The sequence below is a fragment of the Acaryochloris sp. 'Moss Beach' genome, assembly GCF_021497025.1.
Lineage (GTDB): Bacteria > Cyanobacteriota > Cyanobacteriia > Thermosynechococcales > Thermosynechococcaceae > Acaryochloris > Acaryochloris marina_A.
Map to the genome: position 1 here is coordinate 1,493,075 of NZ_CP071717.1, position 13,348 is coordinate 1,506,422.

Below are 13,348 nucleotides of genomic sequence, written 5' to 3' on the forward strand. Positions count from 1 at the left end.
CTTTGTCCATGCCCTCTTTAATGCTCCTCAACCCGCTACTCAAATCACGAAAAAGCTACCAGTGCGTCAAGCAATGGAGCGAAGAAGACTGTGGAGCTGCCTGTTTAGCCTCAATCTGCAAGTATTATGGCCGTCTACTTAGCATTACCCGTAGTCGGGAAGTCGTGGGAACCGGACAACTTGGCACCACCCTCTTAGGTCTGAAACGAGGAGCTGAAGCATTAGGATTCAATGCCCGTTCCGTGAAAGCATCGGAAGCTTTGATTGATCGGTTACAGGAAATCCTATTGCCAGCCATCATCCACTGGAAAGGCTATCACTGGGTCATTCTTTATGGGAAGCGCGGTCGCAAGTATGTTGTAGCCGATCCAGGCGTTGGGATTCGGTATCTCACCAAACAGGAGCTGCTCGAATCCTGGAATGGCATCATGCTTTTACTAGAGCCTGATGTCGATCGGTTTAATGATCGAGGCGAAGATGAGGCGAAGTCCGGTGGATTTTCTCGCTTCCTTGGGCGTATTTGGCCCTATCGCAATATTCTCAGCCAAGCCCTCCTGATCAATATTGTGCTGGGCTTGTTGGCCTTATCCAGTCCGTTTCTGATCCAGATTCTGACCGATGATGTCTTGGTCCGTCAGGATATGGAGTTGCTGACGGTTGTGGTAGTGGGAGTTGTCATTTCCCAAGTGTTCAGCAGTAGCCTGCAAATCATGCAGTCAAACCTAATTGCTCACTTCAGCCAGCGGCTGCAGTTAGGTCTGGTCTTAGAGTTTGGTCGCAAAATCTTGCAGCTACCGCTAAATTACTATGAGTCGCGCAGAAGCGGGGAAATTATCAGCCGTTTGCGAGATATCAACGAAGTCAATCAACTGATATCGCAAATCGTTGTTCGGGTCCCCAGTCAAGTTTTTGTTGCCTTTATTTCCATTGGCTTCATGCTGTTTTACAGTGCGAGTTTGACCCTAGTCGCTGCCGCTATTGCCGTCATCATGGCAATAGCGACTTTACCGTTTCTGCCGATATTGCGGAAGAAAACTCGCAATTTACTGATTCTGTCCTCAGAAAATCAAGGGGTCTTAGTTGAGACCTTCAAGGGTGCGCTAGTCCTGAAAACAACCAACGCAGCTCCCCAATTTTGGGAAGAGTTCCAATCCCGCTTTGGCCGACTCACCAATCTCACCTTCAGCACGATTCAACTGAGTATCCTCAACGGTACCTTTACTCAGTTGATTTCAAGTATTGGTAGTGTCGCCCTTTTAGCCACGGGGAGTCTACTGGTGATCAAGGAAGAAATCAGTATTGGTCAGTTATTAGCCTTCAACACCATGCAAGGCAACATGCTGGCCTTAATGACGACAATCATCGGCCTCACGGATGAATATTTTCGGGCTCAAACGGCGATTGGCCGTATTTTAGAGGTCATCGATGCCACGCCAGAATCTGTAGGAGAAGCAAACAAACCGTTTGCCCAGCTGTCTGGAGACCATGATATTACCTGCTCCCATTTAAATTTTCACCATGCCGGGCGAGTCGTTCTCCTGGATGATTTTTCCTTGAAACTACCTGGGGGGAAAGTGACCGTCATTATTGGCAAATCCGGCTGTGGTAAAAGCACCCTGGCCAAGGTAATCGCCGGTCTCTACCAAACTCAGTCTGGAACCGTCAGAATGGGTCCCTATAATTTACAGGATTTATCCATTGAGTCTCTCCGACAGCAAGTCTCATTTGTCCCCCAAGAACCTCATTTTTGGAGTCGATCCATTATTGAGAACTTCCATCTGGGTAACCCACAGGTTTCCTTCGAGCAAATTGTTAAGGCTTGCCAAATCGCGGATGCCGATAGCTTTATCAGCGAATTACCTAATACCTACCAAACGGTTTTAGGTGAGTTTGGTGCCAACTTGTCGGGTGGGCAGCGACAGCGGCTAGCCATTGCTCGGGCCATTGTTAACGATCCACCCATCTTGATTTTGGATGAATCCACGGCAGGCCTCGATCCGGTAAGCGAAGCCGAAGTACTGGATAAGTTACTGGCCTATCGCCAAGGCAAAACCACCATTATGATTTCCCATCGCCCCAGCACTATTAAACGAGCTGAATGGTTGATTCAAATGGAAAAAGGCCAACTGCTTTTGGAAGGAGACTTTGCCACCCTGGCCTCCCAACCGGGAGAACATCAGAAGTTTTTAAACCACTAAATAAACCACCATGAGGAGAAAGATCATGTCTCAATTACAAAACACTCCACCAACAGCAGATCCACCGCCTGACTTATTTATTGAATTATCCGACCCAGAGCAGGAGACGATTTCAGCTGGATTTGGGTTGACCTATCTCTTTTTTGAGCAAGAAATCATTTCGTCGTCTTCGTCCAATACGACGGAAATCGACAATTTATCTCTTAGTTCCGGCAGCGGTCGAACGTCTCAGCAAGCCAACTACGATGCCAAGCGCACCACCTTTGCCTTCGGGGGGTTAATTCCCATTAGCTCCGTGTCTTCGTTTATTGCATCCATTCTCAAATTGTTTTAGCTGGGGCGCTGCTGGAGCTGCATAGCTGCGTAAATTGGCCATTGCGGTTGCATGATTACTTCTTTATAAGATTGAGTTCAACATGACTAAGACGCTGGTGACAAATACTGTTTTAAGGCAGGATAGTGGAGAGAGTGACGTTTCATCTCATAAGGTGATCCGATTGGATCGCCCCCTGAGTCCTTGGATCACAGGTGAAGCGTCTATATCCTTAGGACCCACCATGTTGCAGTCTCTTGGACAACTTGTTTACACCAGTTTTCCTAACGTCGGTTTTAGGCACTTATCGAGTCCCCAAATCCCGCAAGAGATTCAGCATGCGTTTGTCCATCAAGTCGTCTACTTGCGCTGGAACTCTTACAATCCACCAGCTGCTGACTACCGGGCTGCCTACCTCTATCAAATCAATCCAAACAACACTTTATTTGGGTGGTTATATGGTGACGCAACGGATGATGTCGGTCGCCATGTTCCCTATTTTATTGGCTATCACCTCGCAGAATCGTTGACAGACGATTATCTAAACAGTATTTATATTTGTCTGCAGAGAGGGCCAACCGCAATTTCTGACAAGGAAGAGCTGAGTCAGGGGGTTTTAGAAAATATCTCTATTCCAGATATTCGTGGTTATCCCCCGGCTAGAATTGGCGTCGATATCCCCGATGATATTCGCAACTACAGCCGCACGTTTTTGCAAATGCAAGAGTTGCTGAATATCTTTGTACCAGCAAGCGAGCGCCAGTCCAGACTAGCCGCCCCTGTACCTGAAGTAGACCTCACCCAATCCCTCTCAAAACAAAACACCATTATTCAGCCGAGGAAAAATCAGCCGGCGACGACAGTACAACCCCGCCAGCCTCAACCGGCCCAACCTCAGCCAGCCCCAATGAACTATCTTGAGCAAATTCTCTATGAATTAATTGCCAAGCCCATTGGAATTCAAAGTGCATTTTTAGTGACCATCGAAGGGCAACCCATCACTTCTCCCATTGGGATTAGCGAAAACAGTGCCTTGATTATTGCGGGCACCATGCTGTATCTCGCCAGAAGTACTCACGAAGAATTGCAGTGGCAAGGCATTGAGAAAATTTCGGTCCAGGCCCAGGAAGGATACGTCATTTTAGCGAACTGCACGTCGGATATCTTTCTGCTGGTCAAAGCTGCTAAAGCCTTAACTGGCTTACTAGATGGCGAGATCAACCGCACCATCAAGCGTCTCCAAACTGCACTCCAACTGGAACATTTGGATAAAGATACTGAGTTATCCCCAGAAGCCCGACATGAGTTAGTCACCCAACTCAATTTGGATCAGGCCGCATCGGAAGAATCTGCTCACCTCTCTGACATGCAATATCGGGGCAACTCCATCTAATAGAGAGCAGATTCAGCCCTTTCTTGATATAGGTCTCCCTTAATCTTCTATCCCATCAATATCGGATAGTAGCCTATCTAGGCTTCAATTTTTGGCATTCCATTAAATTCAATTTTCTATTCCCCCATTCATTTCTAGTCGTTAAACCTTTAAGAAAATGAGCTTATTATTTGGAGATGATCCTAAAACCCTGAATTTGCTGAGCATTGGTGAGCGGGGCGTCGGTAAAACTGTTTTTTTAGTCGGTAGCTATACCGAGTCCAACCATAGCTACGAAGGAGATCAGCAAAAAAAATTATGGTTTGACTGTGAAGATCACGGCGCTCACGAAAATATCCAAGGGGTCTTGAACTATATTGCCCAAACGGGCCATTATCCCCCACCCACTATGAAGATCTCTGACTTTACCTTTAGCTTGAAACAGCAAAGGTTTTGGGGCACACAAACCCTCTGCAATTTCCGTTGGTGGGATATGCCAGGAGAAATCTGTGATCTGAACAACCGCCAGTTTCAATCGATGGTGTTGAGTTCTCAGGGCTGCTGCGTCTTTATCAATGCCTATTCCCTGATTCACGAACCAGCCTATCTGGATTCGGTCAAAGATATTATCGAACTGGTGACTGCGATCGCATCTTTGATCAAGCATCACAACTTGCAGTATCCCATGGGGTTAATTTTCACCCAATGCGATCGCTTAGAAGCAGGCCCCTTAGGCCAATTACAAATTGAGAAATGTCTAGAAGCCCTGATTATTCGCCTAGAGAATGCCCGCACCAACTATCGACGGTTTTACTCCTCTATCCCGATTGTGCGCATAGATGGCACGCCCGTTCTGCGGGCCAGTGGCTCTGCCGATGGCCTAGTTTGGGTCACCTCTGAACTATGCAAAGCCCGTTCAGTCCAATCGGGGCAAGATTTGGCCACGAGTTTATCTCAAAGCACCTCCCTCGATCAGGGTGTATCCACCCCACGACGCCCCGGCTTTACCCTGGGACTTATTTCGGCTGGCGTTATCGGCTTCTTAACCGTGGGATTTGCCCTGACGTCACTCTGGTCAACCCAACCACCGCAACAGGCTCAAGCCACCCAAAGAACGGTCCAAGATCACCAAAACGTCTTGACCCGAGATCCGAATAATTTAGATTCCCTGATTTCTGTCTACGACCATTATGTAGAAGTGGGTCAACTGGCAAAAGCGGTGCCGTTGTTAGAGAGAATTGTGGCTCAAAAGCCCACCCATCTCGATCTGAAATTTAACTTGGCAGACCTCTACGAATTAACCGGAGACAAGCAAAAAGCCGAAGCAACTTATGATGCAATTCTGACAGCACAGCCCCAGGACGTAAAAGCCATCGTTGGCAAAGGGATTCTTAGGGGCGAAGCGGGAGATTTACAAACCGCTCAATCATTATTTCAGCAGGCTGAGAACATCGCTGTTACTCAAGAAGCCAAAGGCAAAATTAAAGAGATTGCAGCCCAAACGCTCCAAACGAAAGCCCCCACCAACACAATAAAACCTTGACCCGCCCCTAGTTTGAATTGAAGATAAGGTGCGTTTCATCGGACTGATGTGGATGGATATTGCCGATTAGACCTCCTCGCTCTGTATCATTTGTTTAATTCTCACGATTTTTGGTACACACTAAAAAAGTAAAGATTAATCATCTCTCCTGTTGATGGTAATCACAGCGCTTGTAATCAAGACAGACTATCTTAGTGGCGTTTGGCCTTTCAGATGATTAACCTAAGAGGTTATCTCAGAATTTAGCTCAGATTGAGCAGCCCCCCAGGGGTAAAGACCACACCATCTTGAGTTCTTAAGCCAACTATCCTCAAAATAATCGTGGAGCAAACATCTTATGTCCTGGAGAAAAATTGTTGAGATCCTATCCGGTGGACTCGCAGGATATTTGTTAGGAAAATATGCCAGTCTAGCCTTATACACCACAGCTATTGGCCCGATCAAGCTCGGCAATACAGGCCTCTTTCCGCTGCTCATCTCTACAGTACTAGGATTAATCTTTTGTCTCATTCCCTTACTGCTAGGGAATGGCTTACTGCTGTCGTTCTTACCTAAAATTGGGCTCTGGTCAACCGGAATTTCGGTGGTGATGAGTTTATATACGTTAGCCCTGGTTGCCATTGCCATCACCTTTGGAGTATTTGGCAATAATTCGCCGCTTCCTCTCCCGTTTTGGTTTTAACCCCCTGAGATTTAGGGCTAGGCTTCAGCCCACTCAACCACCCCCGGGGACAAGGGGCTGAACATCAATGTTTTAGGATAGGGGTATCAACATGCCCGCGCTAACGCTATGGAAGACTCTCGCGACGTTTTAGAAAATAGAACATTAAAGCGTCTTTTTCTGTTCATTTATTTGGTCCCTGTCTTTGGCGTTGTCCCAGCCCTCTGGACCCTCAGTCGACGAGATAGCGATCGCAAGCAGCGAGAAGTCAGTCGAGTGGCCACCCTGATCGGCTTAGCATGGCTAATAGGAACCCTATGTCTCACTTCTGGTGTTGCCATCACTAGCGGAGAGAACGCCCAGAGTATGGGGATTTCGCAGTTATTGTTCAATAGTTTATTTACATCCAGCTATTTTCTCAGCAACTTGTGGCTGATGGTCCGGGTGTGGCGACGTCAGTCCCTCGACATTCCAGGGCTGAAACGCATCACTAAGTATTTGCCCTAAACCATGGCTTGGCCCCGCCTCTTCATTCTGCTGTTAGGCCTCGCCATTATTTTGGGGCTGATGCTCTGGCTGATTAGCTCATTGCAATGGCTATACACGCAAGTTGCCCTGACATCTCCCTTTTTGGCGAACTTACTGGTGTTCTGCCTGATTGCTTTGATGGCAGTCTTAATGGGAGCTTTTCTATATTACGGTTGGCAGTTTCGGAGCAAGAAAAAGCCGAAGAACAAGCGTCCTCCCCAAGTGCCCACGGATAAAGTTGATGCTGCTGCCTCCAATCTGCGCGCCGTCCATCGTCAGATTCAGCAAATCCAAGACGAAGTGACTCGCCAAGCCCTGCTGAAAGAAACTCGGCAAATGGCTAAGACCTTCACCCGCCGGGAACTCAAAATCGTTGTCTTTGGCACAGGGTCTGCGGGTAAGACTTCTTTAGTCAATGGGATTGTGGGACAAATGGTGGGAGACGTCGGGGCAACCATCGGCACTACGGCGGTGGGTCAAACCTTTCGCTGCCAGTTACGCAATGTTGATCAGGAATTGCTGATTACAGATACCCCCGGACTATCAGAACCGGGCGTTGCCGGCACCGATCGCGAACAGGCTGCCCGTAAGTTAGCGACGGAAGCCGATTTACTGCTGTTTGTGGTCGATGGTGATTTAACCCAGTCTGAATACCAGCCTCTACGGGCGTTGGGACGGATGGGTAAACGGTCTCTGCTAGTTTTCAATAAAACCGATTGCTATACCCAAACCGATCAAGACCTGATTCAGGAACGACTGCATGAGCGTGTCCAGAACTGGATTCAGCCGGAAGACGTCGTTGCGATCGCAGCTCGTCCCCAACCCGTACCTTTAGCCTCTGGGAAAACCCTAGAACCAGAGCCAGACCTCAAAGCGCTCCTCCAGCGCATCTCCCGCATTCTGCGACAAGAGGGCGAAGATTTATTTGCCGATAACATCCTGCTCCAATCCCAGCGTTTAGGGGCAGAAGCCCGTCAGCACATCGATCAAGAACGTCGACAACAGGCCGACCAAATTGTCGATCGGTTTCAATGGATCGGCGCTGGCGTTATTTGGGTGACCCCTGTCCCAGTGATTGATTTGCTGGCAACCGCTGCCGTCAACACCCAAATGGTGATCGAAATTGCCAAAATTTATGGCTGCGATCTGACCCTCGATCGAGCCAAAGATCTGGCCCTTTCCCTCGCTAAAACCATGGTCAGTCTGGGCATTGTCAAAGGGGCAATTGAAGTTCTTGCCCGTGCCCTGCAATTTAGTGTGGTGGGATTTGTGGTCGGTAAAACCATTCAAAGCGTGGGAGCCGCCTATTTAACCCGGATCGCGGGCAAAAGCTTTATTGAATATTTTCGCAACGATCAAGAGTGGGGAGATGGTGGCATGACAGAAGTTGTCCAGCGCCAGTTTCAGCTCCATCGCCGCGATCGATTCGTCAAAGCCTTTATTCAAGAAGCCATCACCAAACTACCGACTGAATTTGGACGACGGGTGCAACAGCAACTGAGCCCAACCCGTTCCGATCCAAACACCCCTCCTAGCCCACCTCATTCAAATTAACCAGGGGAAGGTTATTCAGCTAACCCACATCCTAGATAATCCACACTAGAATGGACTTTATATTCTTTTTATATTCTCCAGTGGATCAAGAATTGGGTAATGAGTGCCTCAATTTGAAAGCATTTCAATCTAAGTCAGAGTTCCACCTCCTGTCCCGCCACAACAGTGTCCCCCTATGGAAACATCTGAAACACCAAATCTACAAGAACCCGTTGAACAATCGTTCAACTCCACCATCAAACCTGTAAAACAAAGCAACAGCCGGAATTGGTTAATTGCAGGTGTCGCCCTCATCGGGACGGGGCTAGTCGTCTGGCAGTTTTGGCCCAAAGGGGCCCAACCCACTGGTCCACAAGGTCCCCCAGCCACTTTGGTTAAAGTCCAGACTGTCCAAACCAGTCCGGTCAAACAAACCTCCGCCTTCTTAGGCACCTTAGAAGCCAAACAGGGAGTGGTACTGCGACCCGAAATAGAAGGGCGAGTCACTCAGATTTTTGTCTCATCGGGGTCGAGAGTATCGCCTGGACAACCCATTGTTCAACTCAGTCCAGAGAAGTCTCAAGCAGACTTTGGAGCAGCAGTTGCTAATATCAACGTAGCCACAGCCGCCAGCAGTAACGCTCAAGCCCAACTTCGAGCCGTCCAAGCCGATCGAGGCAGAGCCGTCGCTGAACTGGACCTGCAAAATACAGAGTTTCAGCGCACCCAAACATTGGTCAAGCAAGGAGTCTTGGCTAAGCAAGTATTGGATCAAGTCCGCCGCGATCGCACCTCCGCCCAAGCCGCCCTCAGAGCCGTCGATGAGCAAATTCTTGCTGCTAAAGCCAACTTAACCCAATCTAGAGCCAGCCTGAATCAGGCTAAAGCCAGCGCCTTGTCGGCCCGAGAAGATGTGCAAGATACGCGCATCACGGCCCCCATTGCTGGCATGGTGGGGGATATTCCCATCAAGTTGGGTTCCTACGTACAAGCCGGTGACACCCTGACGACCGTTATTCAAAATCAAACCTTAGAGCTAAATCTCAATATCCCTATTGAGCAGCGTGATCAGCTAGAGGTAGGGCTACCGGTTGAACTCAATCAAGCTCAATCGCAACAAATGCTCGCCAAGGGACGAATTAGTTTTGTTTCTCCTACGGTCAATAACGAGAGTCAATCTGTCTTAGCCAAGGCCAGCTTCGCCAACCCCGCAGGGAAATTACGGGATGGTCAACGGGTCGAAGCTAAAGTCGTTTGGCAAACCCGTCCTGGCGTTTTAGTTCCCACTACAGCCGTCACCCGCTTAGGGGGTAAAGCCTTTGTCTTTATTGCCGATCAACCCCAACAGACAGAAGGCCAAGTGCCTGCCATGGTGGCTCGTCAGCAACCCGTTGAACTAGGCAGCATCCAGGGCAATGAATATCAAGTATTGAATGGCATCCAATCAGGTGAAACCATCGTTGTTTCCGGCCTGCAAACCGTCAGAGATGGGGCCGAGCTTCGCCTTGAGACCGACAAACCGCCAACGGGTAAACCGCCCCAATAGGTTTAACATTTGCATCGTAATTTATACATTCGATCTTTTCTATACCTTTTCTCCTTGGCCGTGCCTGCTGATTCCTAGCCCCTCCCCTCGCAACCGTCCTCTCCCCCTCTTATGCTTGTCAATTTTTTCATTAAGCGGCCCGTTCTAACGACCGTTTGTGCTCTGCTCATTCTGCTGATGGGTCTGGTTTGTCTCCCCACCTTACCCATTGCCCAATATCCAGATATCAGCCCGAAACAGGTCAGTATTCAAGCCAACTTTATTGGTGCCGATGCCGCCACCGTCGAAGATGGCGTCACTAGCATTCTGGAGCGGGAGATTAACGGGGTCGAAGGTCTGCGCTACATGACCTCCAGCAGCAGCAATAGCGGTTCTAGCTCCATTACCGCTACCTTTGAAAATAATCGTGACCAAGATTTAGCTGCGGTGGATGTGCAGAATCGTGTCTCCAGCGTGGAGTCACAGCTGCCAACTGCGGTCCAACAGACCGGTGTCCGGGTAACTAAGCAGTCCAGCAGCATTCTCATGGGCTTTGGCCTATTCAGCGAGGATGACGAGTATGACAGTATTTTCCTCAGTAACTATGCGGACCTGTATCTGACCAATGCCCTGAAGCGAGTCAATGGAGTCGGCAATGTCACTATTTTCGGGGAACGGAAATATGCCATGCGCCTATGGCTTGACCCAGAGCGGCTAGCAAAGCGCAATCTGGCCGGGCAAGATGTGGTGGATGCTCTGCAAGAACAAAATATTCAAGTGGGTGCGGGACAAATTGGTCAACCGCCTGCCCCCAAAGGTCAGCAATTCCAAATTGATATCCGTGCCGAAAGTCGACTTAATAGCATCGAAGAATTTGAAGCGTTAGTCGTGGACTCAACCGACGGTAGGCTGATCAAACTCAAAGATGTCGGTCGAGTTGAATTGGGGGCTGAAAATTACGGTTCATTCTTACGGTTTCGCGGTAAAGAAGCGGTCGGCCTGGGGATTTCCCAAATTCCTGGGAGTAACGCTCTAAGTGTTGCCCGTGGCGTCAAAGAAACTATGGCAACCTTGGCTGAAGACTTTCCCCCTGGAATGACCTATGACATTGGTTTTGACACCACGGATTATGTGGAGCAGTCCCTCACCGAAGTGATCTGGACCTTAATCCAAGCCATTGGTCTGGTGGTCCTGGTGATCTTTGTCTTTTTACAAGATTGGCGCACCACCATTATTCCTGCCGTCACCATTCCCATTTCCCTGATCGGGACATTTGTGTTTGTCAAACTGTTTGGCTTTTCCATCAATAGCCTGACCCTATTTGGCCTCACCCTAGCCACCGGCATGGTGGTGGATGATGCGATTGTGGTGGTTGAAAATGTCGCTGCCAAAATTCAGAATGAAGGTATTGAACCTCGACAGGCTGCCATTGTTGCCATGGAAGAGCTAACGGGGGCAGTTATTGCCACCTCTCTCGTCCTGATGGCGGTATTTGTGCCGGTAGCCTTTTTCCCCGGTACAACAGGTGCGTTGTATCAACAGTTTGCGTTAACGATTGCGTTTGCGATCGCACTCTCCACCTTCAACGCCCTCACCCTGACCCCCACCCTATCAGGGCTACTCCTTCGTCAAAATCCCAGCATTCCCAACTGGTTAGCACCAGGCTTCAACTGGTTCAATCGTCAGCAGGATCGGCTGCGTCAGAGTTATGGCAACATTTTGGACTGGATGAATCGGTTCAAATACTTTATTTTGGCTATTTTTGCGGCCCTGTTAACCTTTACCGCCTGGATTTATACCACCGTCCCTTCAGCCTTTCTACCGGAAGAAGACCAAGGGTATTTCCTCACCATTGTCGGTGCCCCCGATGGCGTGTCCCTGGAATACACCAGCGACGTGATGAAAAAGATCGAAGAGGTCATGCTTCCCCTGCCAGAAGTGCGGGCGACCTTTGCAGTGGGAGGATTCAGCTTTGGGGGCAATGCGTCCAATAAAGGGATTGTATTTACCACCCTCAAACCCTGGTCAGAACGACGCAGCTCCGAACAATCCGCTCCAGAAATTATTAACCGAGTCCGCGGCCAATTGTTCCAAATTCCCGAGGCGCGCATTTTAGCCATCAACCCCCCTGCCATTCGTGGACTCGGGAGCTATGGCGGCTTTACCTTTCAGCTACAAGACCGTTCAGAAAACTTGAGCCTGGATGAGTTTGTCAGCAGCCTAGGTCCAGTCTTGGGAGCTGCTAACAGCAATGATGCCATCGAAGGAGCATTCACCACCTACGGGGCCAATACCCCCCAGCTCAAGGTTGAAGTCAATCGTCAGCGAGCCAAAGCCTTACAAGTCGATGTTGACGAAATTTTCAATACTCTGCAAATCTATCTAGGATCTCGGTATGTCAACGATTTCAATCTAGGTCGCCGGACCTATCGGGTCTATGTTCAAGCCGATCAGCAGTTTCGTTCCAATCCCGATGATATTGGCAAGCTATACGTACGCTCCGACACAGACCAAATGATTCCCCTGAGTAATTTAGTCACCATTACGTCCGTAACCGGTGCCCAAACCATTAATCACTACAACCAATTCCGTTCCATTGAAATTAACGGAGCCGCAAAGGCAGGCGTCAGTTCTGGACAAGCCCTGCAAGCCATGGAAGGCATCGCCGCCAACGTCCTCCCACCAGGGCTAGGCTTTGAGTGGTCAGGTATATCCCTCGAAGAAATCGAGTCCGGTGGTCAAGCAACGATTATTTTCAGTTTGGGATTGATCCTCGTCTTTCTGGTTCTCGCAGCTCAGTATGAAAGCTATGTAGACCCAGTCATCATTATGCTCTCGGTTCCCCTTGCCGTATTAGGCGCGTTGGGGGCTCAAACATTACGAGGCTTTTCCAACGATATTTACTGCCAAATTGGTCTCGTAATGTTGATTGGTCTCGCGAGTAAAAACTCCATTCTGATCGTTGAGTTTGCGAACCAACTACGCGAAGAAGGACTCTCCATTCCCAAAGCTGCCCTGCAAGCAGCCCAACAACGACTCCGACCCATTCTGATGACTGCCATTTCCACTCTTAGCAGTATTTTTCCCCTCGTAGTGGCCTCCGGAGCTGGGGCTGGTAGTCGGCAATCCTTGGGAACAGCCGTCTTTGGTGGTATGTTTATTGCCACATTCCTAAGTCTCTTTGTTGTCCCCATCCTGTACATCATCATTAAGGGCTTTAGCAATCGTATCTCTCCTACATCAGCAGAACTAGCTCAAACAACAGAGATGCTAGAAGCAGAAGAAAATCTAACCGTCATTCGCAAATAAAAGCAGCGACCAATAAAGTAGGTTTCCGACATAGAATACTATCTCTTAACACTAGATTCGCCTTTGCCTATCTGCCTTTAGAAGTTACAGTTTTTTTCATCTTTGAACATAGAAAAAAAACAGATTAAGAGGCTAAAGGTCAGTCAGTAGTCTACAAGCCTTAATCCCTCGTTGGCAGACCGAGCCTGAAATGCATAGTTTTCGTAGAAGATAGGTCTTTTCAAACAGCCTCTAAAAAAGATTATTGGCTTTGGCATTTGCTTCTATTGCCATGCATGAGTAAATAAAATATTGTGAGTACTTTTTTATTCATACTTCATAATATCGGCCATTAAGACTACAAAGATTGCTCTAGCTACCATTCCA

Annotated in this window: 9 protein-coding genes; all 9 read left to right on the top strand. The window is 48.7% G+C overall.

Annotation, left to right across the window (positions count from 1 at the left end):
- Nucleotides 1–8: 8 nt before the first annotated feature.
- The 9 genes from HRE53_RS06870 (at nt 9) to HRE53_RS06910 (ending at nt 12,982) form a co-directional block, all read left to right on the top strand.
- A complete protein-coding gene (locus HRE53_RS06870) occupies nt 9–2,198 on the top strand; it encodes a peptidase domain-containing ABC transporter (protein ID WP_235109656.1) in 2,190 nt (729 codons plus the stop codon).
- Between the two features lie 25 nt (nt 2,199–2,223).
- Nucleotides 2,224–2,532 (top strand): hypothetical protein, encoded by a 309-nt coding sequence (locus HRE53_RS06875; protein ID WP_235109657.1) that lies wholly within the window; start codon nt 2,224–2,226, stop codon nt 2,530–2,532.
- A gap of 82 nt (nt 2,533–2,614) precedes the next feature.
- The gene (locus HRE53_RS06880; protein ID WP_235109658.1) at nt 2,615–3,904 is read left to right on the top strand and encodes a hypothetical protein; all 1,290 of its coding nucleotides are present in this window, start codon (nt 2,615–2,617) and stop codon (nt 3,902–3,904) included.
- A 157-nt stretch (nt 3,905–4,061) separates the two neighbouring features.
- A complete protein-coding gene (locus HRE53_RS06885) occupies nt 4,062–5,426 on the top strand; it encodes a tetratricopeptide repeat protein (RefSeq protein WP_235109659.1) in 1,365 nt (454 codons plus the stop codon).
- A 337-nt stretch (nt 5,427–5,763) separates the two neighbouring features.
- The gene (locus tag HRE53_RS06890; RefSeq protein ID WP_212662777.1) at nt 5,764–6,108 is read left to right on the top strand and encodes a hypothetical protein; all 345 of its coding nucleotides are present in this window, start codon (nt 5,764–5,766) and stop codon (nt 6,106–6,108) included.
- A gap of 108 nt (nt 6,109–6,216) precedes the next feature.
- Nucleotides 6,217–6,594: a hypothetical protein gene (locus HRE53_RS06895; protein ID WP_235109660.1), complete on the top strand. Its 378-nt coding sequence runs from the start codon at nt 6,217–6,219 to the stop codon at nt 6,592–6,594.
- Between the two features lie 3 nt (nt 6,595–6,597).
- Nucleotides 6,598–8,169: a YcjF family protein gene (locus HRE53_RS06900; protein WP_235109661.1), complete on the top strand. Its 1,572-nt coding sequence runs from the start codon at nt 6,598–6,600 to the stop codon at nt 8,167–8,169.
- A 175-nt stretch (nt 8,170–8,344) separates the two neighbouring features.
- Nucleotides 8,345–9,694: an efflux RND transporter periplasmic adaptor subunit gene (locus HRE53_RS06905; RefSeq protein ID WP_235109663.1), complete on the top strand. Its 1,350-nt coding sequence runs from the start codon at nt 8,345–8,347 to the stop codon at nt 9,692–9,694.
- Nucleotides 9,695–9,805: 111 nt separating this feature from the next.
- Nucleotides 9,806–12,982 carry an efflux RND transporter permease subunit gene (locus tag HRE53_RS06910; RefSeq protein ID WP_235109664.1) on the top strand — a complete coding sequence of 1,059 codons (3,177 nt, stop codon included), beginning with the start codon at nt 9,806–9,808 and terminating at the stop codon, nt 12,980–12,982.
- The last annotated feature ends 366 nt before the right edge of the window (nt 12,983–13,348 follow it).